Source organism: Streptomyces roseicoloratus, assembly GCF_004117935.1.
Taxonomy (GTDB): domain Bacteria; phylum Actinomycetota; class Actinomycetes; order Streptomycetales; family Streptomycetaceae; genus Streptomyces; species Streptomyces roseicoloratus.
This window is the reverse complement of record NZ_SDOY01000181.1, coordinates 45195-68287: the sequence shown is the minus strand read 5'-3', so window position 1 is coordinate 68287 and position 23093 is coordinate 45195. Positions and strand designations below refer to the sequence as shown.

At 68.3% G+C, this 23093-nt stretch carries 35 protein-coding genes; 33 read left to right on the top strand and 2 right to left on the bottom strand.

From position 1 onward, the window contains the following. Positions 1-2: 2 nt before the first annotated feature. From rplD to truA, 29 genes are all read left to right on the top strand, one after another. A complete protein-coding gene (gene rplD, locus ESG85_RS34700; RefSeq protein WP_128985134.1) occupies positions 3-653 on the top strand; it encodes a 50S ribosomal protein L4 in 651 nt (216 codons plus the stop codon). Further along, entirely contained in the window at positions 653-970 is a 318-nt protein-coding gene (gene rplW / locus ESG85_RS34695) for a 50S ribosomal protein L23 (protein WP_128985133.1), read from the top strand. Before rplD ends, rplW begins: the two co-directional genes overlap by 1 nt. 39 nt (positions 971-1009) lie before the next feature. Continuing rightward, entirely contained in the window at positions 1010-1846 is an 837-nt protein-coding gene (gene rplB, locus ESG85_RS34690; RefSeq protein ID WP_046908246.1) for a 50S ribosomal protein L2, read from the top strand. A 12-nt stretch (positions 1847-1858) separates the two neighbouring features. After that, the gene (gene rpsS, locus ESG85_RS34685; RefSeq protein WP_023547380.1) at positions 1859-2140 is read left to right on the top strand and encodes a 30S ribosomal protein S19; all 282 of its coding nucleotides are present in this window, start codon (positions 1859-1861) and stop codon (positions 2138-2140) included. Between the two features lie 43 nt (positions 2141-2183). Next, positions 2184-2531 carry a 50S ribosomal protein L22 gene (gene rplV, locus ESG85_RS34680; RefSeq protein ID WP_031012097.1) on the top strand — a complete coding sequence of 116 codons (348 nt, stop codon included), beginning with the start codon at positions 2184-2186 and terminating at the stop codon, positions 2529-2531. Then, on the top strand, positions 2531-3358 hold the full coding sequence (rpsC, locus tag ESG85_RS34675) for a 30S ribosomal protein S3 (protein ID WP_128985132.1): 828 nt from the start codon (positions 2531-2533) through the stop codon (positions 3356-3358). The genes rplV and rpsC overlap by 1 nt, the downstream gene beginning before the upstream one ends. Positions 3359-3363: 5 nt before the next feature. Continuing rightward, positions 3364-3783, top strand: a complete 420-nt coding sequence (gene rplP / locus ESG85_RS34670) for a 50S ribosomal protein L16 (protein ID WP_030494257.1) — start codon at positions 3364-3366, stop codon at positions 3781-3783. Beyond that, positions 3783-4007 carry a 50S ribosomal protein L29 gene (rpmC, locus tag ESG85_RS34665; RefSeq protein ID WP_128985131.1) on the top strand — a complete coding sequence of 75 codons (225 nt, stop codon included), beginning with the start codon at positions 3783-3785 and terminating at the stop codon, positions 4005-4007. Before rplP ends, rpmC begins: the two co-directional genes overlap by 1 nt. Continuing rightward, positions 4007-4312, top strand: coding sequence for a 30S ribosomal protein S17 (gene rpsQ / locus ESG85_RS34660; RefSeq protein WP_128985130.1), 306 nt, complete (start codon positions 4007-4009; stop codon positions 4310-4312). Before rpmC ends, rpsQ begins: the two co-directional genes overlap by 1 nt. 125 nt (positions 4313-4437) lie before the next feature. Beyond that, the gene (gene rplN, locus ESG85_RS34655; protein ID WP_003956455.1) at positions 4438-4806 is read left to right on the top strand and encodes a 50S ribosomal protein L14; all 369 of its coding nucleotides are present in this window, start codon (positions 4438-4440) and stop codon (positions 4804-4806) included. Between the two features lie 2 nt (positions 4807-4808). Then, entirely contained in the window at positions 4809-5120 is a 312-nt protein-coding gene (gene rplX, locus ESG85_RS34650) for a 50S ribosomal protein L24 (RefSeq protein WP_128985129.1), read from the top strand. Further along, on the top strand, positions 5117-5674 hold the full coding sequence (rplE, locus tag ESG85_RS34645; RefSeq protein ID WP_128985128.1) for a 50S ribosomal protein L5: 558 nt from the start codon (positions 5117-5119) through the stop codon (positions 5672-5674). The genes rplX and rplE overlap by 4 nt, the downstream gene beginning before the upstream one ends. Before the next feature lie 5 nt (positions 5675-5679). Continuing rightward, the gene (locus ESG85_RS34640) at positions 5680-5865 is read left to right on the top strand and encodes a type Z 30S ribosomal protein S14 (protein ID WP_003956452.1); all 186 of its coding nucleotides are present in this window, start codon (positions 5680-5682) and stop codon (positions 5863-5865) included. A gap of 223 nt (positions 5866-6088) precedes the next feature. Continuing rightward, positions 6089-6487, top strand: coding sequence for a 30S ribosomal protein S8 (rpsH, locus tag ESG85_RS34630; protein WP_041130779.1), 399 nt, complete (start codon positions 6089-6091; stop codon positions 6485-6487). 20 nt (positions 6488-6507) lie between these two features. Next, a complete protein-coding gene (rplF, locus tag ESG85_RS34625; RefSeq protein ID WP_128985127.1) occupies positions 6508-7047 on the top strand; it encodes a 50S ribosomal protein L6 in 540 nt (179 codons plus the stop codon). A 4-nt stretch (positions 7048-7051) separates the two neighbouring features. Then, positions 7052-7435, top strand: coding sequence for a 50S ribosomal protein L18 (rplR, locus tag ESG85_RS34620; RefSeq protein WP_128985126.1), 384 nt, complete (start codon positions 7052-7054; stop codon positions 7433-7435). Positions 7436-7480: 45 nt separating this feature from the next. Then, positions 7481-8086 (top strand): 30S ribosomal protein S5, encoded by a 606-nt coding sequence (gene rpsE, locus ESG85_RS34615; protein WP_030201551.1) that lies wholly within the window; start codon positions 7481-7483, stop codon positions 8084-8086. Then, positions 8086-8268 (top strand): 50S ribosomal protein L30, encoded by a 183-nt coding sequence (gene rpmD, locus ESG85_RS34610; RefSeq protein WP_005313525.1) that lies wholly within the window; start codon positions 8086-8088, stop codon positions 8266-8268. Before rpsE ends, rpmD begins: the two co-directional genes overlap by 1 nt. Before the next feature lies 1 nt (position 8269). Next, positions 8270-8725, top strand: coding sequence for a 50S ribosomal protein L15 (rplO, locus tag ESG85_RS34605; RefSeq protein ID WP_128985125.1), 456 nt, complete (start codon positions 8270-8272; stop codon positions 8723-8725). 213 nt (positions 8726-8938) lie between these two features. Further along, positions 8939-10258 (top strand): preprotein translocase subunit SecY, encoded by a 1320-nt coding sequence (gene secY, locus ESG85_RS34600; protein WP_128985124.1) that lies wholly within the window; start codon positions 8939-8941, stop codon positions 10256-10258. After that, positions 10258-10905, top strand: a complete 648-nt coding sequence (locus tag ESG85_RS34595; RefSeq protein WP_128985123.1) for an adenylate kinase — start codon at positions 10258-10260, stop codon at positions 10903-10905. Before secY ends, ESG85_RS34595 begins: the two co-directional genes overlap by 1 nt. 96 nt (positions 10906-11001) lie before the next feature. Further along, a complete protein-coding gene (gene map / locus ESG85_RS34590; RefSeq protein WP_128985122.1) occupies positions 11002-11853 on the top strand; it encodes a type I methionyl aminopeptidase in 852 nt (283 codons plus the stop codon). Between the two features lie 138 nt (positions 11854-11991). After that, the gene (gene infA, locus ESG85_RS34585) at positions 11992-12213 is read left to right on the top strand and encodes a translation initiation factor IF-1 (RefSeq protein WP_003956442.1); all 222 of its coding nucleotides are present in this window, start codon (positions 11992-11994) and stop codon (positions 12211-12213) included. A 62-nt stretch (positions 12214-12275) separates the two neighbouring features. Beyond that, positions 12276-12389, top strand: a complete 114-nt coding sequence (rpmJ, locus tag ESG85_RS34580; RefSeq protein WP_003956441.1) for a 50S ribosomal protein L36 — start codon at positions 12276-12278, stop codon at positions 12387-12389. Positions 12390-12575: 186 nt separating this feature from the next. Continuing rightward, positions 12576-12956 carry a 30S ribosomal protein S13 gene (rpsM, locus tag ESG85_RS34575; protein ID WP_015035595.1) on the top strand — a complete coding sequence of 127 codons (381 nt, stop codon included), beginning with the start codon at positions 12576-12578 and terminating at the stop codon, positions 12954-12956. A 65-nt stretch (positions 12957-13021) separates the two neighbouring features. Next, on the top strand, positions 13022-13426 hold the full coding sequence (gene rpsK, locus ESG85_RS34570; RefSeq protein ID WP_003956432.1) for a 30S ribosomal protein S11: 405 nt from the start codon (positions 13022-13024) through the stop codon (positions 13424-13426). A gap of 252 nt (positions 13427-13678) precedes the next feature. Beyond that, entirely contained in the window at positions 13679-14701 is a 1023-nt protein-coding gene (locus ESG85_RS34565; RefSeq protein ID WP_128985121.1) for a DNA-directed RNA polymerase subunit alpha, read from the top strand. 80 nt (positions 14702-14781) lie between these two features. Next, positions 14782-15255: a 50S ribosomal protein L17 gene (rplQ, locus tag ESG85_RS34560; RefSeq protein ID WP_128985120.1), complete on the top strand. Its 474-nt coding sequence runs from the start codon at positions 14782-14784 to the stop codon at positions 15253-15255. Positions 15256-15348: 93 nt separating this feature from the next. Beyond that, the gene (gene truA, locus ESG85_RS34555; protein WP_128985152.1) at positions 15349-16206 is read left to right on the top strand and encodes a tRNA pseudouridine(38-40) synthase TruA; all 858 of its coding nucleotides are present in this window, start codon (positions 15349-15351) and stop codon (positions 16204-16206) included. Here the strand turns inward: truA and ESG85_RS34550 are convergent. After that, the gene (locus tag ESG85_RS34550; RefSeq protein WP_164986393.1) at positions 16177-17202 is read right to left on the bottom strand and encodes a hypothetical protein; all 1026 of its coding nucleotides are present in this window, start codon (positions 17200-17202) and stop codon (positions 16177-16179) included. The two genes, truA and ESG85_RS34550, sit on opposite strands and share 30 nt — an antisense overlap. Positions 17203-17258: 56 nt before the next feature. On the opposite strand from ESG85_RS34550, the gene ESG85_RS34540 reads away from it, so the two are divergent. The 4 genes from ESG85_RS34540 to glmM all read left to right on the top strand — a co-directional run bounded on the left by ESG85_RS34540 (position 17259) and on the right by glmM (position 21708). Beyond that, complete coding sequence (locus ESG85_RS34540; RefSeq protein ID WP_128985117.1) at positions 17259-18881, top strand: ABC-F family ATP-binding cassette domain-containing protein; 1623 nt, start codon at positions 17259-17261, stop codon at positions 18879-18881. Between the two features lie 321 nt (positions 18882-19202). Beyond that, on the top strand, positions 19203-19646 hold the full coding sequence (gene rplM, locus ESG85_RS34535; protein ID WP_031076703.1) for a 50S ribosomal protein L13: 444 nt from the start codon (positions 19203-19205) through the stop codon (positions 19644-19646). A gap of 44 nt (positions 19647-19690) precedes the next feature. Beyond that, positions 19691-20203 (top strand): 30S ribosomal protein S9, encoded by a 513-nt coding sequence (rpsI, locus tag ESG85_RS34530; RefSeq protein ID WP_128985116.1) that lies wholly within the window; start codon positions 19691-19693, stop codon positions 20201-20203. A gap of 146 nt (positions 20204-20349) precedes the next feature. Then, positions 20350-21708, top strand: a complete 1359-nt coding sequence (gene glmM / locus ESG85_RS34525; RefSeq protein ID WP_128985115.1) for a phosphoglucosamine mutase — start codon at positions 20350-20352, stop codon at positions 21706-21708. 349 nt (positions 21709-22057) lie between these two features. Here the strand turns inward: glmM and coaA are convergent, their stop codons facing one another. Then, positions 22058-23086 (bottom strand): type I pantothenate kinase, encoded by a 1029-nt coding sequence (gene coaA, locus ESG85_RS34520; protein ID WP_128985114.1) that lies wholly within the window; start codon positions 23084-23086, stop codon positions 22058-22060. Positions 23087-23093 lie beyond the last annotated feature (7 nt).

The following is a 23093-nucleotide window of genomic DNA, read 5'->3' as shown; positions in this document are numbered from 1 at the left end:
ATATGAGCACCATTGACATTCTGTCGCCCTCCGGCGACAAGACCGGGACCATCGAGCTCCCGGCCGAGATCTTCGAGGCCAAGGTCAGCATCCCGCTGATCCACCAGGTCGTCGTCGCGCAGCTTGCGGCTGCCCGCCAGGGCACCCACAAGACCAAGACGCGTGGCGAGGTCCGCGGTGGTGGCCGGAAGCCGTACCGCCAGAAGGGCACCGGCCGCGCCCGTCAGGGTTCGACCCGCGCCCCGCAGTTCGCCGGTGGTGGCGTCGTGCACGGTCCCGTGCCGCGTGACTACTCGCAGCGGACCCCGAAGAAGATGAAGGCCGCCGCCCTCCGCGGTGCCCTCTCCGACCGGGCGAACCACTCCCGCATCCACGTCGTCACCGGCGTGGTCGAGGGTGACATCTCCACCAAGGCCGCCAAGACGCTGTTCGGCAAGATCTCGGAGCGCAAGAACCTGCTCCTGGTCGTCGAGCGCTCCGACGAGGCCGCGTGGCTGTCCGCCCGCAACCTGCCCCAGGTGCACATCCTGGAGCCGGGCCAGCTGAACACGTACGACGTGATGCGATCCGACGACGTGGTCTTCACCCAGGCCGCCCTCGAGTCCTTCGTGTCTGGCCCCAAGGCCGACAACAACGAGGGGAGCGAGGCCTGATGGCCGAGATCACCAGCAAGACCTTCACGGACCCGCGCGACGTCCTCGTCAAGCCGGTTGTCTCCGAGAAGAGCTACGCGCTGCTCGACGAGAACAAGTACACGTTCATCGTCGCGCCCACCGCCAACAAGACCCAGATCAAGCAGGCCGTCGAGGCGGTCTTCTCGGTCAAGGTCACCGGGGTCAACACGATCAACCGCCAGGGCAAGCGCAAGCGCACCCGCACCGGTTTCGGCAAGCGCGCCAACACCAAGCGCGCCATCGTGACCCTTGCCGAGGGCAACCGAATCGACATCTTCGGCGGCCCGACCGCCTGACGGCGGTCGAGTCGTCCGATATCGGACGAGGACTGAGAAATGGGTATCCGCAAGTACAAGCCGACTACGCCGGGCCGTCGTGGCTCCTCCGTAGCCGACTTCGTCGAGATCACGCGGTCCACGCCGGAGAAGTCGCTGGTCCGCCCCCTGCACAGCAAGGGCGGCCGTAACAACACCGGTCGTGTGACCGTCCGTCACCAGGGCGGTGGCCACAAGCGCGCCTACCGTGTGATCGACTTCCGTCGCCACGACAAGGACGGCGTGCCGGCCAAGGTCGCTCACATCGAGTACGACCCCAACCGCACCGCTCGCATCGCGCTGCTGCACTACGCGGACGGCGAGAAGCGCTACATCATCGCCCCGCGTGGTCTCTCGCAGGGCGACCGGGTGGAGAACGGCCCCACGGCCGACATCAAGCCCGGTAACAACCTGGCCCTCCGCAACATCCCGGTCGGTACCACGATCCACGCGATCGAGCTCCGTCCCGGTGGTGGCGCCAAGTTCGCCCGCTCCGCCGGCGCCTCCGTGCAGCTGCTCGCGAAGGAGGGCACCATGGCCCACCTCCGCATGCCGTCCGGCGAGATCCGTCTCGTCGACGCCCGCTGCCGCGCCACGATCGGTGAGGTCGGCAACGCCGAGCAGTCGAACATCAACTGGGGTAAGGCCGGCCGCAAGCGCTGGCTGGGCGTTCGCCCGACCGTTCGCGGTGTGGCGATGAACCCGGTTGACCACCCGCACGGTGGTGGTGAGGGCAAGACCTCCGGTGGTCGCCACCCGGTCTCCCCGTGGGGTCAGAAGGAGGGTCGTACGCGTTCGCCGAAGAAGGCTTCGAACAAGTACATCGTCCGCCGCCGCAAGACGAACAAGAAGCGCTAGGAGCGGGTTTAGATGCCGCGCAGTCTCAAGAAGGGGCCCTTCGTCGACGACCACCTGATCAAGAAGGTGGACGCCCAGAACGAAGCCGGCACCAAGAACGTCATCAAGACCTGGTCCCGTCGCTCCATGATCGTGCCGGCCATGCTCGGCCACACGCTCGCGGTGCACAACGGCAAGACCCACATCCCGGTGTTCGTCACCGAGTCGATGGTCGGTCACAAGCTCGGCGAGTTCTCGCCGACGCGCACCTTCCGGGGTCACGTCAAGGAAGACCGGAAGTCGAAGCGCCGCTAGTAGCGGATCGCATTCAGACACGTAAGTAACTGAAGGGACAACCATGGAAGCCAGGGCCCAGGCGCGGTACATCCGCGTCACGCCCATGAAGGCCCGCCGCGTGGTGGACCTGATCCGTGGCATGGACGCCACGGAGGCTCAGGCTGTTCTGCGATTCGCTCCGCAGGCAGCCTCCGTGCCGGTCGGCAAGGTGCTCGACAGCGCCATCGCCAACGCCGCGCACAACTACGACCACACGGACGCCTCTTCGCTGTACATCAGCGAGGCGTTCGTCGACGAGGGTCCGACCCTGAAGCGGTTCCGTCCGCGTGCCCAGGGCCGTGCCTACCGGATCCGCAAGCGGACCAGCCACATCACCGTGGTCGTCAGCAGCAAGGAAGGAACCCGGTAATGGGCCAGAAGGTAAACCCGCACGGGTTCCGGCTCGGCATCACCACCGACTTCAAGTCGCGTTGGTACGCCGACAAGCTGTACAAGGACTACGTCAAGGAAGACGTCGCCATCCGTCGGATGCTGACGTCCGGCATGGAGCGCGCCGGCATCTCGAAGGTGGAGATCGAGCGCACCCGTGACCGTGTCCGCGTGGACATCCACACCGCTCGCCCGGGCATTGTCATCGGTCGCCGTGGCGCCGAGGCCGACAAGATCCGCGGCCAGCTCGAGAAGCTGACCGGCAAGCAGGTCCAGCTGAACATCCTCGAGGTCAAGAACCCCGAGGTCGACGCTCAGCTGGTGGCCCAGGCCGTCGCCGAGCAGCTGTCCTCCCGCGTCTCCTTCCGTCGGGCCATGCGCAAGAGCATGCAGTCCGCCATGAAGGCCGGCGCCAAGGGCATCAAGATCCAGTGTGGTGGCCGTCTCGGCGGTGCCGAGATGTCCCGCTCGGAGTTCTACCGCGAGGGTCGTGTGCCGCTGCACACGCTGCGCGCGAACGTCGAGTACGGCTTCTTCGAGGCCAAGACCACCTTCGGCCGCATCGGCGTGAAGGTCTGGATCTACAAGGGCGACGTCAAGAACATCGCCGAGGTCCGCGCCGAGAACGCTGCTGCCCGCGCCGGCAACCGCCCGGCCCGTGGCGGCGCCGACCGCCCGGCCCGTGGTGGCCGCGGTGGCGAGCGTGGCGGTCGCGGTCGCAAGCCGCAGCAGGCTCCCGCTGCCGAGGCCCCCAAGGCCGACGCCGCCGCCGCTCCGGCTGCTGAGAGCACCGGAACGGAGGCCTGACCGACATGCTGATCCCCCGTAGGGTCAAGCACCGCAAGCAGCACCACCCGAAGCGCAACGGTATGTCCAAGGGTGGCACGCAGGTTGCGTTCGGCGAGTACGGCATTCAGGCCCTCACCCCGGCCTACGTGACCAACCGCCAGATCGAGGCCGCGCGTATCGCGATGACCCGCCACATCAAGCGTGGCGGCAAGGTCTGGATCAACATCTACCCGGACCGCCCGCTCACGAAGAAGCCTGCCGAGACCCGCATGGGTTCCGGTAAGGGTTCGCCGGAGTGGTGGATCGCGAACGTCAAGCCCGGTCGGGTGATGTTCGAGCTGTCCTACCCGAACGAGAAGATCGCGCGTGAGGCTCTGACTCGTGCGGCTCACAAGCTGCCGATGAAGTGCAAGATCGTTAAGCGCGAGGCAGGTGAGCTGTGATGTCGGCCGGTACCAAGGCGTCCGAGCTGCGCGAGCTGGGCAACGAGGAGCTTGTCGCCAAGCTCCGCGAGGCCAAGGAAGAGCTGTTCAACCTCCGCTTCCAGGCGGCGACGGGCCAGCTCGAGAACCACGGTCGGCTCAAGTCCGTCCGTAAGGACATCGCCCGGATCTACACCCTGATGCGTGAGCGCGAGCTGGGCATCGAGACGGTGGAGAACGCCTGATGAGCGAGAACAACGTGACTGAGACTGGATCGAACAGCGGCTCCGCTGCGGGCGCCCGCAACGCCCGCAAGGTCCGTGAGGGCCTCGTCGTCAGCGACAAGATGGACAAGACCGTCGTCGTCGCTGTCGAGGACCGCGTGAAGCACGCGCTGTACGGCAAGGTCATCCGCCGTACGAACAAGCTCAAGGCTCACGACGAGCAGAACCAGGCCGGCGTCGGCGACCGTGTCCTCCTCATGGAGACCCGGAAGCTCTCGGCGTCGAAGCACTGGCGTGTCGTCGAGATCCTCGAGAAGGCCAAGTAATTCCCCTCGGGGAATTTGCACATCCCTCCTAGGGGGACCCCCTAGGAACAGTTCCGCCAGGCTCGGTGCGGGGCCTCACCAGCTGAGGCCCCCACCGGGAACCGGCAGACAATCAGGAGATAGACGTGATCCAGCAGGAGTCGCGACTTCGCGTCGCCGACAACACTGGTGCCAAGGAGATCCTTTGCATCCGTGTTCTCGGTGGCTCGGGTCGCCGCTACGCGGGCATCGGTGACGTCATCGTCGCCACCGTCAAGGACGCGATCCCCGGTGGCAACGTGAAGAAGGGTGACGTCGTCAAGGCGGTCATCGTTCGCACCGTCAAGGAGCGCCGCCGCCAGGACGGCTCGTACATCCGCTTCGACGAGAACGCCGCCGTCATTCTGAAGAACGACGGCGACCCTCGCGGCACCCGTATCTTCGGCCCGGTGGGCCGTGAGCTGCGCGAGAAGAAGTTCATGAAGATCATCTCGCTCGCGCCGGAGGTGCTGTAAGCATGAAGATCAAGAAGGGCGACCTGGTCCAGGTCATCACCGGCAAGGACAAGGGCAAGCAGGGCAAGGTCATCGCGGCCTTCCCCGCCGAGTCCCGCGTCCTCGTCGAGGGTGTCAACCGGGTCAAGAAGCACACGAAGGCCGGCCCGAACCAGGCCGGCGGCATCGTGACCACCGAGGCTCCGGTCCACGTCTCCAACGTCCAGCTGGTCGTGGAGAAGGACGGCAAGAAGGTCGTCACGCGTGTCGGTTACCGCTTCGACGACGAGGGCAACAAGATCCGCGTTGCCAAGCGGACGGGTGAGGACATCTGATGGCTACCACCACTCCGCGTCTCAAGACGAAGTACCGCGAGGAGATCGCGGGCAAGCTGCGTGACGAGTTCAAGTACGAGAACGTCATGCAGACCCCGGGCCTCGTGAAGATCGTGGTCAACATGGGTGTCGGCGACGCTGCCCGTGACTCGAAGCTGATCGAGGGCGCCATCCGCGACCTCACCACGATCACCGGTCAGAAGCCGGCCGTCACCAAGGCCCGCAAGTCCATCGCGCAGTTCAAGCTGCGTGAGGGTCAGCCGATCGGTGCCCACGTCACGCTCCGTGGCGACCGCATGTGGGAGTTCCTGGACCGCACCCTGTCGCTCGCGCTGCCGCGTATCCGCGACTTCCGCGGCCTGTCCCCGAAGCAGTTCGACGGCCGTGGCAACTACACCTTCGGTCTCACGGAGCAGGTCATGTTCCACGAGATCGACCAGGACAAGATCGACCGCGTCCGGGGTATGGACATCACCGTGGTGACCACGGCGACCAACGACGACGAGGGCCGTGCCCTTCTGCGTCACCTCGGCTTCCCGTTCAAGGAGGCGTAAGCGAGATGGCGAAGAAGGCTCTCATCGCGAAGGCTGCCCGCAAGCCCAAGTTCGGTGTGCGCGCGTACACGCGCTGCCAGCGCTGCGGCCGTCCCCACTCCGTGTACCGCAAGTTCGGCCTCTGCCGCGTGTGCCTTCGTGAGATGGCTCACCGTGGCGAGCTGCCGGGCGTGACCAAGAGCTCCTGGTAACTCCCCCTCGCCCGTAGGGCGTCAGGGAACCACAGGAGTCTCTCGGTAAGCATTGGGTTGGCGGAGGTCCGACCCGGCATGCCGTAGGCTTGCAGGGTTGGGCGTCCGCCGCCCTTACGACTTACTACGCCGTAGGTCCACCGCACCGCACCCGCCCCGTCTCGGATCGGGGAGAGGGATGGTGCACCAGGAAACCCCGGCGAGAGAGGCCGAAGGCCAATTCATGACCATGACTGATCCGATCGCAGACATGCTCACGCGTCTGCGTAACGCGAACTCGGCGTACCACGACTCCGTGACGATGCCGCACAGCAAGATCAAGTCTCACATCGCGGAAATCCTCCAGCAGGAGGGCTTCATCACGGGCTGGAAGGTCGAGGACGCCGAGGTCGGCAAGAACCTCGTGCTCGACCTCAAGTTCGGTCCGAACCGTGAGCGCTCCATCGCGGGCATCAAGCGGATCTCGAAGCCGGGCCTCCGGGTTTACGCGAAGTCCACCAACCTGCCGAAGGTCCTCGGCGGCCTGGGCGTGGCGATCATCTCCACGTCCCACGGTCTCCTGACCGGCCAGCAGGCGCAGAAGAAGGGCGTGGGTGGGGAAGTCCTCGCCTACGTCTGGTAGTCGGGAACGGAGGAAAAGCTATGTCTCGCATTGGCAAGCTCCCCATCCCGGTTCCCGCCGGCGTGGACGTCACCATCGAGGGCCGCACGGTCACCGTCAAGGGTTCCAAGGGCACCCTGACCCACACCGTTGCCGCTCCGATCGAGATCGTTAAGGGCGAGGACGGCGTTCTGAACGTCACCCGTCCGAACGACGAGCGTCAGAACAAGGCCCTCCACGGCCTGTCCCGCACGCTGGTGGCCAACATGATCACCGGTGTGACCCAGGGGTACACGAAGGCGCTCGAGATCAGCGGTGTCGGTTACCGCGTGGCCGCGAAGGGCTCCAACCTGGAGTTCCAGCTCGGCTACAGCCACCCGATCCTGGTGGAGGCCCCCGAGGGCATCTCCTTCAAGGTCGAGTCGCCGACCAAGTTCTCGGTCGAGGGCATCGACAAGCAGAAGGTCGGCGAGGTCGCCGCCAACATCCGCAAGCTGCGGAAGCCGGACCCGTACAAGGCCAAGGGTGTCAAGTACGCGGGCGAGGTCATCCGCCGCAAGGTCGGAAAGGCTGGTAAGTAAAGCCATGGCATACGGTGTGAAGATCGCCAAGGGCGACGCTTACAAGCGCGCTGCGAAGGCGCGCCGTCACCTGCGCATCCGCAAGAACGTGTCGGGTACGGCGGAGCGTCCGCGCCTCGTCGTGACGCGCTCCAACCGCGGCATCACCGCGCAGGTCATCGACGACCTGAAGGGCCACACCCTGGCGTCGGCGTCCCACCTGGACGCGTCGATCCGCGGTGGCGAGGGCTCCAAGTCCTCGCAGGCCCAGCAGGTCGGCGCCCTGGTCGCCGAGCGCGCCAAGGCCGCCGGTGTCGAGGCCGTCGTGTTCGACCGTGGTGGCAACAGGTACGCCGGGCGCATTGCCGCTCTGGCTGACGCCGCCCGCGAAGCCGGGCTGAAGTTCTAAGCCCCGGTTCCGGGACTAACGGACGTAACAGAGAGAGGTATTCCAATGGCTGGACCCCAGCGCCGCGGCAGCGGTGCCGGTGGCGGCGAGCGGCGGGACCGGAAGGGTCGCGACGGTGGCGCTGCTGCCGCCGAGAAGACCGCGTACGTTGAGCGCGTAGTCGCGATCAACCGCGTCGCCAAGGTTGTCAAGGGTGGTCGTCGTTTCTCCTTCACCGCGCTCGTCGTGGTGGGTGACGGTGACGGCACCGTGGGTGTCGGTTACGGCAAGGCCAAGGAGGTGCCGGCCGCCATCGCCAAGGGTGTGGAGGAGGCCAAGAAGCACTTCTTCAAGGTCCCCCGTATCCAGGGCACCATCCCTCACCCGATCCAGGGTGAGAAGGCGGCGGGCGTCGTCCTGCTCAAGCCGGCTTCCCCCGGTACCGGCGTCATCGCCGGTGGCCCGGTGCGTGCCGTGCTCGAGTGCGCCGGCGTTCACGACATCCTGTCGAAGTCGCTCGGCTCCGACAACGCGATCAACATCGTGCACGCGACCGTGGAGGCCCTGAAGGGCCTGCAGCGTCCCGAGGAGATCGCGGCCCGCCGCGGTCTGCCCCTCGAGGACGTCGCTCCCGCGGCTCTGCTCCGTGCGCGTGCCGGGGCGGGTGCGTAATGGCTCGCCTCAAGATCACGCAGACGAAGTCGTACATCGGCAGCAAGCAGAACCACCGCGACACCCTGCGTTCGCTCGGGCTCAAGCGCCTGAACGACGTGGTCGTCAAGGAGGACCGCCCCGAGTTCCGCGGAATGGTGCACACCGTCCGCCACCTCGTGACGGTCGAGGAGGTCGACTGACATGGCGGAGAACAACCCGCTGAAGGTCCACAACCTCCGTCCCGCCCCGGGCGCCAAGACCGCCAAGACCCGTGTCGGTCGTGGTGAGGCGTCGAAGGGTAAGACGGCCGGTCGTGGTACGAAGGGCACGAAGGCCCGCTACCAGGTTCCGGAGCGCTTCGAGGGTGGCCAGATGCCGCTCCACATGCGCCTCCCGAAGCTGAAGGGCTTCAAGAACCCCTTCCGCACCGAGTACCAGGTCGTGAACCTGGACAAGCTGGCCGCGCTCTACCCGCAGGGTGGCGAGGTCACGGTGGCCGACCTGGTCGCCAAGGGTGCGGTTCGCAAGAACCAGCTCGTCAAGGTCCTGGGCCAGGGCGAGGTCTCCGTGGCGTTGCAGGTGACGGTCGACGCCGTCTCCGGCTCCGCCAAGGAGAAGATCGCCGCCGCCGGCGGCACCGTCACCGAGCTCGTCTGAGACGACTCGATGGCCTGAACATCGACCGGGGATGCCTCCCAAAAGGGGCATCCCCGGTTGGTCGTTCCTAGGGGGGCGTAGTCGCCGGTAAGGTGGCCTCCACTGTCCAGAGTGCGTGAGGTGGGTCCGAAGGCTCTCTGGGCGGATCACTATCCAGTCGAACCTCAAGACCGTCACCTCTGACGCACGTGCGCGGGGGTCGCAGGAGGCACCGTGCTCACCGCGTTCGCCCGGGCGTTCAAGACGCCCGACCTGCGCAAGAAGCTGCTCTTCACGCTCGGCATCATCGTGCTGTACCGGCTCGGGGCGCACATCCCCGTCCCCGGCGTCAGCTACGAGGCCGTCCAGCAGTGTGTGGACCAGGCGAGCCAGGGCAACAACAGCCTGTTCGGCCTGGTCAACATGTTCAGTGGCGGAGCGCTGCTGCAGATCACCATCTTCGCGCTCGGCATCATGCCGTACATCACGGCGAGCATCATCCTGCAGCTGCTGACCGTGGTGATCCCGCGCCTGGAGGCCCTCAAGAAGGAGGGGCAGTCCGGCACCGCCAAGATCACGCAGTACACGCGCTATCTGACGGTCGCCCTCGCGATCCTCCAGGGCACCGGCCTCGTCGCCACCGCCCGTACCGGCGCGCTGTTCAGCGGCTGCACCGTCGCGAGCCAGGTCGTTCCCGACCAGTCGATCTTCACCACCGCCACCATGGTCATCACCATGACCGCCGGTACCGGCCTGGTCATGTGGCTCGGCGAGCTCATCACCGACCGCGGCATCGGCAACGGCATGTCGATCCTCATGTTCATCTCCATCGCCGCCGGCTTCCCGGGCGCCCTCTGGGCCATCAAGGAGAGCGGCGACCTGGCGGGCGGCTGGATCGAGTTCGGCACCGTCATCCTGATCGGCTTCGTGATGGTGGGCCTCGTCGTCTTCGTCGAGCAGGCCCAGCGCCGCATCCCGGTGCAGTACGCGAAGCGGATGATCGGCCGCAGGTCGTACGGCGGTACGTCCACTTACATCCCGTTGAAGGTGAACCAGGCAGGTGTGATTCCTGTCATCTTCGCGTCGTCGCTGCTCTACATCCCGGCGCTGATCGCTCAGTTCTCGAACAGCACCGCCGGCTGGAAGACCTGGATCGAAGCCCACTTCGTCAAGGGTGACCACCCCTACTACATCGCTACGTACTTCCTCCTGATCGTGTTCTTCGCCTTCTTCTACGTGGCGATCTCGTTCAACCCCGAGGAAGTTGCAGACAACATGAAGAAGTATGGTGGCTTCATCCCGGGTATCCGGGCTGGTCGACCTACTGCCGAGTATCTGAGCTACGTGCTCAACCGGATCACTTGGCCGGGCTCGCTGTATCTGGGTCTGATCGCTCTCGTGCCGACGATGGCGTTGGCCGGCTTCGGTGGTGCCAATGCCAACTTCCCGTTCGGCGGCACCAGCATCCTCATCATCGTGGGTGTGGGTCTCGAGACCGTGAAGCAGATCGAGAGCCAGCTCCAGCAGCGCAATTACGAAGGGTTCCTCCGCTGATGCGAATCGTCCTCGTCGGACCGCCCGGGGCCGGCAAGGGAACGCAGGCCGCGTTCCTTGCCAAGAACCTGGACATCCCGCACATCTCCACGGGTGACCTGTTCCGTGCCAACATCTCGCAGGGCACGGAGCTCGGTCTCAAGGCGAAGGCGTACATGGACGCCGGCGACCTGGTCCCGGACGAGGTGACCATCGGGATGGCCAAGGACCGCATGGAGCAGGACGACGCCGCCAACGGCTTCCTGCTCGACGGGTTCCCGCGCAACGTGGCCCAGGCCGAGGCTCTGGATGTGGTCCTCAAGGCCGAGGACATGCAGCTGGACGCGGTCCTGGACCTGGAGGTCCCCGAGGACGAGGTCGTGAAGCGGATCGCGGGCCGTCGCGTCTGCCGCAACGACTCCGCGCACGTCTTCCACGTGCAGTACAACGCCCCCGAGACCGAGGGCGTCTGCGACACCTGCGGTGGCGAGCTGTTCCAGCGCCCGGACGACTCCGAGGACACCGTCCGCCGGCGCCTGGAGGTCTACCACACGCAGACCGAGCCGATCATCGACTACTACCGGGCGCAGAACCTGGTCGTGACGATCTCCGCGCTCGGCAAGGTGGACGAGGTCACGGCGCGCGCGATGGCCGCGCTGAAGAAGTAACCGCCGATCGCTGCGGTACGGCCGCGGTGCCCGTGAGGGGCACCGCGGCCGTATCGTTGTTCCCACCCCCGTAGTCGACGAAAGGCCCCGGCCGAGATGGTGCAGATCAAGACCCCCGAGCAGATCGCGAAGATGCGCGAGGCGGGGCTGGTCGTCGCCGCCATCCACGCGGCGACCCGCGAGGCGGCGGTGCCGGGCGCGACGACGCGGGACCTGGACGAGGTCGCGCGCAAGGTGATCGCCGACCACGGGGCGAAGTCGAACTTCCTCGGGTACGGCGGCTTCCCCGCGACCATCTGCACCTCGGTGAACGAGGTCGTCGTCCACGGCATCCCCGACGACAAGACCGTCCTCAAGGACGGTGACATCATCTCCATCGACGCGGGCGCCATCGTGGACGGCTGGCACGGCGACGCCGCGTACACCGCCTTCGTGGGCAGCGGCCACGCGCCGGAGCTCATCGAGCTCTCCCGGGTCACCGAGGAGTCGATGTGGGCCGGCATCGCGGCGATGCGCCTGGGCGCCCGCCTGGTCGACATCTCGAAGGCGATCGAGGGCTACATCAAGCGCCAGCCCCGCCCCGCCGTCGGCGACCACAGCCTGGGCCGCTACGGGATCATCGAGGACTACGGCGGCCACGGCATCGGCACCGAGATGCACATGGACCCGCACCTCCTGAACTACGTCTCCCGCAAGCGCGGCAAGGGCCCGAAGCTGGTCCCCGGCCTCTGCCTGGCGATCGAGCCGATGGTCTCGCTCGGCACGCCGCGCACCGAGGTCCTCGCGGACGACTGGACCGTCATCACGACGGACGGCACCTGGTCCTCCCACTGGGAGCACTCCGTCGCCCTGACGGAAGAGGGCCCGCTGGTCCTGACCGCCGTCGACGGCGGCAAGGCGAAGCTCGCCGAGCTGGGCGTCACGGCTGCGCCGGACCCGCTCGCGTAACGATCTCCAGGGCTGGGCAGAATCCCCGATTCGTCTTTTCCCAGCCCCTGACGTAGACTGATGCGTCGGCTCTCGTGTACCCGTGTGTCCGCACTCGGAGCGAGAGTCGATCAAGGTAGCCGATTCGAAGGGCGAAGCGTGGCCAAGAAGCAAGGTGCCATCGAGATTGAGGGCACCGTGATCGAGTCCCTGCCGAACGCCATGTTCAAGGTGGAGCTCCAGAACGGTCACAAGGTCCTCGCGCACATCTCCGGCAAGATGCGGATGCACTACATCCGTATCCTCCCGGACGACCGGGTCGTCGTGGAGCTGTCTCCGTACGACCTGACGCGTGGCCGGATCGTCTACCGGTACAAGTAGATCTTGCCCGTACCCGCCGTTCCGCGCGGGTGGTGGCACTGACCCGGAGAACCTCACATCCCATGAAGGTCAAGCCGAGCGTCAAGAAGATCTGCGACAAGTGCAAGGTGATCCGCCGCCACGGCCGGGTCATGGTCATCTGCGACAACCTGCGCCACAAGCAGCGCCAGGGCTGACGCACGCCGACCGACCTGCATCTCGCAGTTCTTCGCGCGACGCATAGCGATTCGTACATACGCAGAGTCCGCCCAGCCCGCAAGGGTCGGCGACACCTCCGGCGGGGGCCGGGGACCCGGTTCGTACCTGATACGGCAGCCGGGAACGGCTCTGCGGCAGACCCCCGAACACACAGGAGCCATTGAATGGCACGCGTTTCCGGTGTTGACATCCCGCGCGAAAAGCGTGTGGTGGTCGCACTCACCTACGTCTTCGGTATCGGGCGCACCCGGTCCGAGGAGATCCTCGCCGCCACCGGCGTGAACCCGTCCACCCGTGTCCGCGACCTTGCCGAGGAAGACCTCGTCAAGATCCGCGAGTACGTGGACGCCAACCTCCAGACCGAGGGTGACCTCCGCCGTGAGATCGCCGCCGACATCCGCCGCAAGGTCGAGATCGGCTGCTACCAGGGTCTGCGTCACCGCCGTGGCCTGCCCGTCCGCGGTCAGCGCACCAGCACGAACGCCCGTACCCGCAAGGGCCCGCGTCGCGCCATCGCCGGCAAGAAGAAGCCGGGCAAGAAGTAGTCCACAGCGGACGACTGTCCACGGTCTTCGCTGTAGGACCGACCACCTCCCGTAGGAGTAAGTAGATGCCCCCCAAGGGACGTCAGGGCGCTGCCAAGAAGGTGCGCCGCAAGGAAAAGAAGAACGTCGCTCACGGCCACGCGCACATCAAGAGCACGTTCAACAACACGATCGTCTCGATCACGGACCCGTCCGGCAACGTGATCTCCTGGGCCTCCGCCGGCCACGTCGGCTTCAAGGGCTCGCGCAAGTCCACCCCCTTCGCCGCGCAGATGGCCGCCGAGTCGGCCGCCCGCCGCGCGCAGGAGCACGGCATGCGCAAGGTCGACGTCTTCGTCAAGGGTCCCGGCTCCGGCCGTGAGACCGCGATCCGCTCCCTCCAGGCCACCGGCCTCGAGGTCGGCTCGATCCAGGACGTCACCCCCACCCCGCACAACGGCTGCCGTCCGCCGAAGCGCCGCCGCGTCTGACGCACGGTGCGTGGCGGGGCCGGTGGTCGGCTGGGGGTCCGGGGGTCGTCCCCCGGGAATCCGCAGCACGGCTGCCGTCCGCCGAAGCGCCGCCGCGTCCGACGCAGCGACGCATGTGCGTCCATGAGTGTCCGGGCGGTACGGCTCCGTAATGGGGGCGTGCCGCCCGTACCCTTGCAGTACCGCCGCCTCCGGGCAGCACCCCTGTCGGACGTCAAATAGCGGGCGTCCACGACTGAAGGAACAGAAGACATGCTTATCGCTCAGCGTCCTTCGCTGACCGAAGAGGTCGTCGACGAGTTCCGCTCCCGGTTCGTCATCGAGCCGCTGGAGCCGGGCTTCGGCTACACCCTCGGCAACTCCCTCCGCCGCACCCTCCTCTCGTCGATCCCCGGCGCTGCTGTCACCAGCATCCGCATCGACGGCGTCCTGCACGAGTTCACCACCGTGCCGGGCGTCAAGGAGGACGTCACCGACCTCATCCTCAACATCAAGCAGCTGGTCGTCTCCTCGGAGCACGACGAGCCCGTCGTGATGTACCTGCGCAAGCAGGGCCCCGGTGTGGTCACCGCCGCCGACATCGCGCCGCCGGCCGGTGTCGAGGTGCACAACCCCGACCTGGTCCTGGCCACGCTCAACGCCAAGGGCAAGCTGGAGATGGAGCTGACCGTCGAGCGCGGTCGCGGCTACGTCTCCGCCGTCCAGAACAAGCAGGTGGGCCAGGAGATCGGCCGTATCCCGGTCGACTCCATCTACAGCCCCGTGCTGAAGGTCACCTACAAGGTCGAGGCGACCCGAGTCGAGCAGCGCACCGACTTCGACAAGCTGATCGTCGACGTCGAGACCAAGCAGGCCATGCGTCCGCGTGACGCCATGGCGTCGGCCGGCAAGACCCTGGTCGAGCTGTTCGGCCTGGCCCGCGAGCTCAACATCGACGCCGAGGGCATCGACATGGGCCCGTCCCCGACGGACGCCGCCCTGGCCGCCGACCTGGCGCTGCCGATCGAGGAGCTCGAGCTCACCGTTCGGTCCTACAACTGCCTCAAGCGCGAGGGCATCCACTCCGTGGGTGAGCTCGTCGCCCGCTCCGAGGCCGACCTGCTCGACATCCGCAACTTCGGTGCGAAGTCGATCGACGAGGTCAAGGCGAAGCTGGCCGGCATGGGCCTGGCCCTCAAGGACAGCCCGCCCGGATTCGACCCGACCGCCGCCGCCGACGCCTTCGGCGCCGACGACGACGCGGACGCGGGCTTCGTCGAGACCGAGCAGTACTGATAGCTGCCCGCAGGCATCCGCCTGCGGGGCCCTGACACCGGTACCTGATACGGCCGGTGCAGATCTCAAGGAGAAACACCATGCCGCGTCCCACCAAGGGCGCCCGCCTCGGCGGCTCCGCCGCGCACGAGAAGCTGCTCCTCGCCAACCTGGCGAAGTCGCTCTTCGAGCACGGCCGCATCACCACGACCGAGGCCAAGGCCCGCCGCCTGCGTCCGGTCGCCGAGCGCCTGATCACCAAGGCGAAGAAGGGCGACATCCACAACCGTCGCCTGGTGCTGCAGACCATCACGGACAAGGGCGTCGTCCACACGCTCTTCACCGAGATCGCCCCGCGCTACTCCGAGCGCCCGGGTGGCTACACCCGCATCACCAAGATCGGCAACCGTCGTGGCGACAACGCCCCGATGGCCGTGATCGAGCTGGTCGAGGGCGAGATCGCCAAGAAGGCGACCGTCGCCGAGGCCGAGGCCGCCACCAAGCGCGCCGTCAAGGAGGCCGACGAGGCCCCCAAGGCCGAGGAGACCAAGACCGAGGACGCGCAGGACGCCTGAGCGTTCTGACGACCCCGTCTCGTGAGCGGGCCCGCATCCCCCAGGGGTGCGGGCCCGCTCCCGTGTTCTGAGAGGATTTACGGCGTGACTGACCTGCGTGATGACGTGCGGCCCGGCTTCGTACGGGTGCGGCTCGACCTGTCGTACGACGGCAAGGACTTCTCCGGCTGGGCGAAGCAGGCCGGCGGCCGGCGTACCGTCCAGGGCGAGATCGAGGACGCCCTGCGCACCGTCACCCGCTCCCGGGAGACGTACGAGCTGACCGTCGCCGGCCGCACCGACGCCGGGGTGCACGCCCGCGGCCAGGTCGCCCACGTCGACCTGCCCGTCGCCCTGTGGGACGACCACCGCGAGAAGCTGCTCAGGCGGCTCGCCGGACGGCTTTCGCACGACGTCCGGGTGTGGAGGGTCACCGAGGCGCCCGCGGGCTTCAACGCCCGCTTCTCGGCGATCTGGCGCCGGTACGCCTACCGGGTCACCGACCACCCGGGCGGTGTCGACCCGCTGCTGCGCGGCCACGTCCTGTGGCACGACTGGACGCTCGACATGGACGCCATGAACGCCGCGGCCGAGCGTCTCGTCGGCGAGCACGACTTCGCCGCGTACTGCAAGAAGCGCGAGGGCGCCACCACCATCCGCACGCTCCAGGAGCTGCGCTGGGAGCGCCGTCCCGACGGCATCCTGGAGGCCACGGTCAAGGCCGACGCCTTCTGCCACAACATGGTCCGCTCGCTGGTCGGCGCCCTGCTGTTCGTCGGCGACGGCCACCGGCCGGTGGAGTGGCCGGGCAAGGTGCTCGCCGCGGGCGTGCGGGACTCCGCCGTGCACGTCGTACGGCCGCACGGCCTCACCCTCGAAGAGGTCGGCTACCCGGCCGACGACCAGCTCGCGGCCCGCAGCAAGGAGGCCCGCAACAAGCGGTCACTCCCCGGGAGCGCCGGCTGCTGCTGAGGCCTGGGCACGCCCGCGGGCGTAGATCTGGTTGAAGGTGAAGGTGCCGACGTCGTCGCTGGCCTGGAAGACGGCCTGGTCGGAGGTCGTGACCTTCTTGCCGTTCAGGAAGCCGGCCTGGGTGAGGTAGACGTACCGGCCGATCGAGTTGGTGCGGCGCAGACAGACGGTGGCGCGGCAGAAGTCCTTCACACCGGCTCCGGCGAGCGGTGCGATGCCGCCGCTCGCCTGCTTCTTCGCCTTGAGGGCCTGGTCGTCGGTGGGGAAGACGGCGACGCCGACGGTGACGGCGACGCCGTCCCTGACGTACGTGGCGCGGATCACGCGCGTGCAGCCGTTGTTCTTCAGGACCGCGCCGAGGCCGCCCTGGGTGACCGCCGCGCAGTTGTTCGTGGAGGAGGTGGCGCCCTTCTGGTACGGGCGCTTGTTCATGGTCAGCTTCTTGCCCGGGTAGAGGCCCTCGGGGCTCAGCGGCGCCTTGTCCTTCTTGGCGTCCGAGATGAAGTCCATGGGGTTCGGCGGCGGCAGCGGGGCGACCGAGGAGAAGGTCGGGGCCGGGCTCGCGGTGTCGGTGGGGGCCACCGAGCCGGTCGGGGTGGGGCCGCCGTTCTTGGCCTGCTCGTTGTTCTTGTTGGTGGAGACGATCGCGGTGGCGACGATCGCGCCCACGGCGAGCGCGGCGACGGCCCCGCCGCCGATCATCAGCCGGCGCTTGCGCTTGCCGCGGGCCTCCGAGGCCTCGGCGAGCGCGCCCCAGTCCGGGGTCCCGGCCGGCTGCGCGCCGGGGAACGGGTCGGCCGGCTGCTGCGCGTACGGCTGCTGCGGCTGGTGCGGGTATCCGTAGCCGCCCGGCTGCTGCTGCGGGTATCCGTACCCACCGCCCGGCTGCTGCGGCTGCTGGGGGTACCCGTAGCCCTGCGGCTGCTGCGGGTATCCGTAGCCGTATCCCTGCTGTCCCTGCTGCTCGCCGCCCGCCTGCGGCCCCCCAAAGCTCATGCCGCGCATCCTAAACCGGTTGGGATCCCGGGGCGCGGGCGGTCACAATGCCCCCCATGGGACATGTCGAGGCCGCGCACCTGGAGTACTACCTTCCGGACGGGAGGGTCCTCCTCGGGGACGCCTCCTTCCGGGTCGGCGAGGGTGCCGTGGTCGCCCTGGTCGGCGCCAACGGAGCGGGGAAGACCACCCTGCTCCGGCTGATCTCCGGGGAGCTCCAGCCGCACGGCGGCGGCGTGACCGTCAGCGGCGGGCTCGGCGTGATGCCGCAGTTCGTCGGCTCCGTACGGGACGAGTCCACCGTCCGCGACCTGCTGGTCTCGGTGGCGCCCGACCGCATCCGGCAGGCCGCGAAGGCCGTCGACGAGGCCGAGCACCGCATCATGACGGTCGACGACGAGGCCGCGCAGATGGCGTACGCGCAGGCGCTGAGCGACTGGGCCGAGGTGCAGGGCTACGAGTTCGAGACCCTGTGGGACATCTGCACCACGGCCGCGATGGGCGTGCCGTACGACAAGGCGCAGTTCCGGCAGGTGCGCACGCTGAGCGGCGGCGAGCAGAAGCGGCTGGTCCTGGAGTACCTGCTGCGCGGCAACGACGAGGTGCTGCTCCTCGACGAGCCGGACAACTACCTGGACGTCCCCGGCAAGCGCTGGCTGGAGGAGCGGCTGCGGGAGACCCGCAAGACCGTGCTCTTCATCTCGCACGACCGGGAGCTGCTCGCCCGGGCGGCGCAGAAGATCGTGGCCGTGGAGCCCGGTCCGGCCGGTTCGGACGTGTGGGTGCACGGCGGCGGCTTCGACACCTTCCACGAGGCGCGGCGGGAGCGGTTCGCCCGCTTCGAGGAGCTGAAGCGGCGCTGGGACGAGAAGCACGCCCAGCTGAAGAAGCTGGTCGTGACCCTGCAGCAGGCGGCCGCGGTCAGCCATGACATGGCCTCGCGGTACGCGGCGGCGCAGACCCGGCTGCGGAAGTTCGAGGAGGCGGGTCCGCCGCCGGAGCCGCCGCGCGAGCAGGACATCCGGATGCGGCTGCGCGGCGGACGGACCGGGGTGCGGGCGGTGACCTGCGAGAACCTGGAGCTGACCGGGCTGATGAAGCCGTTCTCGCTGGAGATCTTCTACGGTGAGCGGGTCGCCGTCCTCGGCTCGAACGGCTCCGGCAAGTCGCACTTCCTGCGGCTGCTCGCGGGCGACCCGTCGGTGGCCCACACGGGCCTGTGGAAGCTGGGCGCCCGCGTGGTGCCCGGCCACTTCGCCCAGACCCACGCGCACCCGGAGCTCTTCGGCCGCCCGCTCGTCGACATCCTGTGGACGGAGCACGCCAAGGACCGCGGCGCGGCGATGTCGATGCTGCGGCGCTACGAGCTGGAGCGCCAGGGCGACCAGCCCTTCGACAAGCTCTCCGGCGGCCAGCAGGCCCGCTTCCAGATCCTGCTCCTCGAGCTGGCCGGGACCACGGCCCTGCTCCTGGACGAGCCGACGGACAACCTGGACCTGGAGTCGGCGGAGGCGCTGCAGGACGGTCTGGAGTCGTACGACGGCACGGTCCTCGCCGTGACCCACGACCGCTGGTTCGCCCGTTCCTTCGACCGGTACCTGGTCTTCGGTTCGGACGGGGTCGTCCGGGAGACGAGCGAGCCGGTGTGGGACGAGCGGCGGGTGGAGCGGGCGCGCTGAACCCGGCGGCCGGGCGGTCGGGCGGGCCCGCTGATCCCGGGTCCCGGCGGGTGGAGGCCCCCGTCGGCACCGGGGCGGGCGGGCGGGCGCGGTGGCTCGGCGCCCCGCCGCGTTTTGACCCCTGGGGGGTGGCACGGGTACCGTAGCCGTTTGTTATGCGTATGGGCTTCGTCGTTCTCACGCGAAGGGGCCTGCGCAAGTTCCCTGGAGCAGTTACCAGTGACTCGCATACGGGCGGTGTCCCGGCAGTGTGGGTCCCAGCTGCATGATCGCTTCAGGTGTGTCTTGGACTCCATCCACTGAAGAAGCGAAGGCTACGAAGTGCGTACGTACAGCCCCAAGCCTGGCGATGTCACTCGCCAGTGGCACATCATCGACGCGCAGGACGTCGTCCTGGGCCGTCTGGCCACGACGGCTGCGAACCTCCTGCGAGGCAAGCACAAGCCCGTCTACGCGCCGCACATGGACATGGGCGACTTCGTCATCATCATCAACGCTGACAAGGTCCACCTGTCCGGCAACAAGAAGACCCAGAAGATGGCCTACCGCCACTCTGGCTACCCGGGTGGTCTGCGCTCCGTCCGCTACGACGAGCTGCTGGACAAGAACCCCGAGAAGGCCGTCGAGAAGGCCATCAAGGGCATGATCCCCAAGAACTCCCTGGGCCGTCAGATGCTCTCGAAGCTGAAGGTCTACGCGGGCGAGAACCACCCGCACGCTGCCCAGCAGCCGGTCCCGTTCGAGATCACCCAGGTCGCGCAGTAGTTCCGGCCACACCCCCTAAGAACGAAAGAAATCTGAGGAGCATCGTGGCCGAGACCACCCCCGAGACCCCCGTCGACGAGTTCGAGGGCGTCGAGGAGTACACCACCGAGACCGAGATCGTCGAGGGTGACTACACCTCCGAGTCCCTCGCGTCCCGCTTCGGCGACCCGCAGCCGGCCGCCGGCCTGGGCCGTCGCAAGAACGCCATCGCCCGCGTCCGGATCGTTCCGGGCACCGGCAAGTGGAAGATCAACGGTCGCACCCTTGAGGACTACTTCCCCAACAAGGTGCACCAGCAGGAAGTCAACGAGCCCTTCAAGGTGCTCGAGCTCGACAACCGCTACGACGTCATCGCCCGCATCGCGGGTGGCGGCGTGTCCGGCCAGGCCGGCGCCCTGCGCCTCGGCGTGGCCCGCGCCCTCAACGAGGCCGACGTCGAGAACAACCGCGGCCCGCTGAAGAAGGCCGGCTTCCTCTCCCGCGACGACCGTGCGGTCGAGCGCAAGAAGGCCGGTCTCAAGAAGGCCCGCAAGGCCCCGCAGTACAGCAAGCGCTAATCGCCTGCTCGGTCTGCTTGGCCCGTACGCCCCGGCGGCACTGCCCGTGCCCCGGGGCGTACGGCTTTTTCACACCTTGCTTTCATAATCTTGGGCACGGGGGCACGACCCTGGGACCTGGGCACAAGGACTTTCGGAGGACAGCTGTGGGACGACTCTTCGGCACGGACGGGGTACGCGGCGTGGCCAACGCCGACCTGACGGCGGAGCTGGCGCTCGGCCTGTCGGTCGCGGCCGCGCACGTGCTCGCCGAGACGGGCACCTTTGAGGGCCATCGGCCGACCGCCGTGGTGGGGCGCGACCCGCGCGCCTCGGGAGAGTTCCTGGAGGCCGCCGTGGTGGCGGGCCTGGCGAGCGCCGGCGTCGACGTCCTCCGCGTCGGCGTGCTGCCCACCCCCGCCGTGGCGTACCTCACCGGCGCGCTCGGTGCCGACCTCGGCGTGATGCTGTCCGCCTCCCACAACGCCATGCCCGACAACGGCATCAAGTTCTTCGCCCGCGGCGGCCACAAGCTCGCCGACGAGCTGGAGGACCGCATCGAGTCCGTGTACGAGGAGCACCGCACCGGCGCGCCCTGGGACCGTCCCACCGGCGGCGGCGTCGGCCGGGTCCGCGACTACGACGAGGGCTTCGACAAGTACGTCGCCCACCTCGTCGCCGTACTGCCCAACCGTCTCGACGGGCTGAAGATCGTCCTCGACGAGGCCCACGGTGCCGCCGCCCGCGTGTCGCCCGAGGCCTTCTCCCGGGCCGGCGCCACGGTCGTCACCATCGGCGCCGAGCCGGACGGCCTCAACATCAACGACGGCTGCGGCTCCACCCACCTCGACCTCCTCAAGGCCGCCGTGGTCGAGCAGGAGGCCGACTTCGGCATCGCCCACGACGGCGACGCCGACCGCTGCCTCGCCGTCGACGGCCAGGGCAACGAGGTCGACGGCGACCAGATCCTCGCCATCCTCGCCCTCGCCATGCGCGAGGCCGGCACCCTGCGCGGCGACGCCGTCGTCGGCACCGTCATGTCCAACCTCGGCTTCAAGCTGGCGATGGAGCGCGAGGGTCTGTCGCTCGTCCAGACGGCGGTCGGCGACCGCTACGTCCTGGAGTCGATGAAGGAGCACGGCTACGCCCTCGGGGGCGAGCAGTCCGGCCACGTCATCGTCCTCGACCACGCCACCACCGGCGACGGCACCCTGACCGGTCTGATGCTCGCGGCCCGCGTCGCCGCCACCGGCAGGTCCCTGGCCGAGCTCGCCTCGGTCATGGAGCGGCTGCCGCAGGTCCTGGTCAACGTGCCGAACGTGGACAGGAACCGGGTGGGCACCTCCGCCGAGCTGGCCACCGCCGTGGCCGAGGCCGAGCGCGAGCTGGGCTCCACCGGCCGGGTGCTGCTGCGCCCCTCCGGCACCGAGCCGCTGGTCCGGGTCATGGTCGAGGCCGCCGACATCGAGCAGGCCCGCTCGGTGGCGGGGCGGCTCGCGGACGTGGTGAAGTCCGCGCTGGGCTGATCCGCCTGACGACACGTCGGCCCCCGCACCGGACTCCGGAGCGGGGGCCGCACCCGTTCCCGAGGCTCCCGGCGTTCCCGGCCGCAGGCCTCCGGGGCCCCGATCTCATCAGGCCCCCCGGTCTCCCGGTCTCAGGTCCCGGCCTCCCGGCCTTCCAGTCTCAGGTCTCCCGATCTCAGGCCTTCTTCCGCCGCTTCCAGTGGCCGCGCTGGGTGCGCCACAGCAGCATCTGTCCGGACAGGGTGAGGGTTCCGGCGAGGATGACGCCGGTCAGGTTGGGTCTGCCCGATGAGATCGACGGCCGCCTCGGTGCGGTCGGGCGGGACGATGAGCCGGAGGTGCAGCGCCCTCAGAGCTTACGGAGGCTGAGGCGCTGCACCTTGTGGTCGGGGCCCTTGCGGAGCACGAGCGTGGCGCGGCCGCGGGTGGGGGCCACGTTCTCCAGGAGGTTCACCTTGTTGACGGTCCGCCACATGGTGCGCGCGTAGTCCAGGGCCTCCTCCTCGGAGACCTGGGTCCAGCGCCGGAAGTACGAGGACGGGTCCTGGAAGGCGGTCTCGCGCAGCTTGCGGAACCGGTTGAGGTACCAGTGCTCGACGTCCTCGGCCCGGGCGTCCACGTACACCGAGAAGTCGAAGTAGTCGGCCAGGCCCACCCGGGTGCGGCCGTCCTTGCCGGGCAGCGCGGGCTGCAGGACGTTGAGCCCCTCGACGATGAGGATGTCGGGGCGGCGCACGACCAGCTTCTCGTCCGGCACCCGGTCGTAGATCAGGTGCGAGTAGACGGGCGCGCTGACCTCCTCCTTGCCGGCCTTCACGTCCGCGACGAAGCGGGTGAGCGCCCGCCGGTCGTAGGACTCGGGGAAGCCCTTGCGGGACATCAGGCCGCGGGCCTTCAGCTCCTCCATCGGGTAGAGGAAGCCGTCGGTGGTGATCCGCTCCACCCGCGGGTGCTCGGGCCAGCGCGCGAGCAGCGCCTCCAGGAGCCGGGCGACGGTCGACTTGCCGACGGCGACGGAGCCGGCCACCCCTATGACGAAGGGGGTGCCGCGCTGCTCGGCCTTCTCGCCGAGGAAGGTGTTCAGGGCCCCGCGCAGCCCGCTGGTGGCCTGTACGTACAGGTTGAGCAGCCGGGACAGCGGCAGGTAGATGTCGCGGACCTCGTCGAGGTCGATGACGTCGCCGAGTCCCCGCAGCCGCTCGACCTCGTCGGCGGTCAGCGGCAGCGGCGTCTTGTCGCGCAGCGCGCTCCACTCGGCACGGGTGAGGTCGACGTACGGCGTCGGCTCGGGGGCCTTGCGGCCCCCCGTACCGGCACCGCTGCCGGTCGGGTTCCCGTGTCCGTTTCCGCTGGAGCTTCGTGGCGGCGAAGTGATCACCCCGCCA

Excerpts from the sequence above, each read along its gene's own strand:
- rplB (WP_046908246.1), top strand. The coding sequence starts at position 1,010 with ATGGGTATCCGCAAGTACAAGCCGACTACGCCGGGCCGTCGTGGCTCC.
- ESG85_RS34640 (WP_003956452.1), top strand. The coding sequence starts at position 5,680 with ATGGCGAAGAAGGCTCTCATCGCGAAGGCTGCCCGCAAGCCCAAGTTC.
- rpsC (WP_128985132.1), top strand. The coding sequence starts at position 2,531 with ATGGGCCAGAAGGTAAACCCGCACGGGTTCCGGCTCGGCATCACCACC.
- ESG85_RS34595 (WP_128985123.1), top strand. The coding sequence starts at position 10,258 with ATGCGAATCGTCCTCGTCGGACCGCCCGGGGCCGGCAAGGGAACGCAG.
- rplD (WP_128985134.1), top strand. The coding sequence starts at position 3 with ATGAGCACCATTGACATTCTGTCGCCCTCCGGCGACAAGACCGGGACC.
- rpsM (WP_015035595.1), top strand. The coding sequence starts at position 12,576 with ATGGCACGCGTTTCCGGTGTTGACATCCCGCGCGAAAAGCGTGTGGTG.
- rpmJ (WP_003956441.1), top strand. The coding sequence starts at position 12,276 with ATGAAGGTCAAGCCGAGCGTCAAGAAGATCTGCGACAAGTGCAAGGTG.
- rplR (WP_128985126.1), top strand. The coding sequence starts at position 7,052 with ATGGCATACGGTGTGAAGATCGCCAAGGGCGACGCTTACAAGCGCGCT.
- rpsQ (WP_128985130.1), top strand. The coding sequence starts at position 4,007 with ATGAGCGAGAACAACGTGACTGAGACTGGATCGAACAGCGGCTCCGCT.
- rplP (WP_030494257.1), top strand. The coding sequence starts at position 3,364 with ATGCTGATCCCCCGTAGGGTCAAGCACCGCAAGCAGCACCACCCGAAG.
- ESG85_RS34540 (WP_128985117.1), top strand. The coding sequence starts at position 17,259 with ATGGGACATGTCGAGGCCGCGCACCTGGAGTACTACCTTCCGGACGGG.
- rplO (WP_128985125.1), top strand. The coding sequence starts at position 8,270 with ATGGCGGAGAACAACCCGCTGAAGGTCCACAACCTCCGTCCCGCCCCG.
- rplX (WP_128985129.1), top strand. The coding sequence starts at position 4,809 with ATGAAGATCAAGAAGGGCGACCTGGTCCAGGTCATCACCGGCAAGGAC.
- rplV (WP_031012097.1), top strand. The coding sequence starts at position 2,184 with ATGGAAGCCAGGGCCCAGGCGCGGTACATCCGCGTCACGCCCATGAAG.
- rpsS (WP_023547380.1), top strand. The coding sequence starts at position 1,859 with ATGCCGCGCAGTCTCAAGAAGGGGCCCTTCGTCGACGACCACCTGATC.
- rplQ (WP_128985120.1), top strand. The coding sequence starts at position 14,782 with ATGCCGCGTCCCACCAAGGGCGCCCGCCTCGGCGGCTCCGCCGCGCAC.
- ESG85_RS34565 (WP_128985121.1), top strand. The coding sequence starts at position 13,679 with ATGCTTATCGCTCAGCGTCCTTCGCTGACCGAAGAGGTCGTCGACGAG.
- rpmD (WP_005313525.1), top strand. The coding sequence starts at position 8,086 with ATGGCTCGCCTCAAGATCACGCAGACGAAGTCGTACATCGGCAGCAAG.
- rpsE (WP_030201551.1), top strand. The coding sequence starts at position 7,481 with ATGGCTGGACCCCAGCGCCGCGGCAGCGGTGCCGGTGGCGGCGAGCGG.
- rpsK (WP_003956432.1), top strand. The coding sequence starts at position 13,022 with ATGCCCCCCAAGGGACGTCAGGGCGCTGCCAAGAAGGTGCGCCGCAAG.
- rpmC (WP_128985131.1), top strand. The coding sequence starts at position 3,783 with ATGTCGGCCGGTACCAAGGCGTCCGAGCTGCGCGAGCTGGGCAACGAG.
- rpsH (WP_041130779.1), top strand. The coding sequence starts at position 6,089 with ATGACCATGACTGATCCGATCGCAGACATGCTCACGCGTCTGCGTAAC.
- rplF (WP_128985127.1), top strand. The coding sequence starts at position 6,508 with ATGTCTCGCATTGGCAAGCTCCCCATCCCGGTTCCCGCCGGCGTGGAC.
- map (WP_128985122.1), top strand. The coding sequence starts at position 11,002 with ATGGTGCAGATCAAGACCCCCGAGCAGATCGCGAAGATGCGCGAGGCG.
- ESG85_RS34550 (WP_164986393.1), bottom strand. The coding sequence starts at position 17,202 with ATGAGCTTTGGGGGGCCGCAGGCGGGCGGCGAGCAGCAGGGACAGCAG.
- rplW (WP_128985133.1), top strand. The coding sequence starts at position 653 with ATGGCCGAGATCACCAGCAAGACCTTCACGGACCCGCGCGACGTCCTC.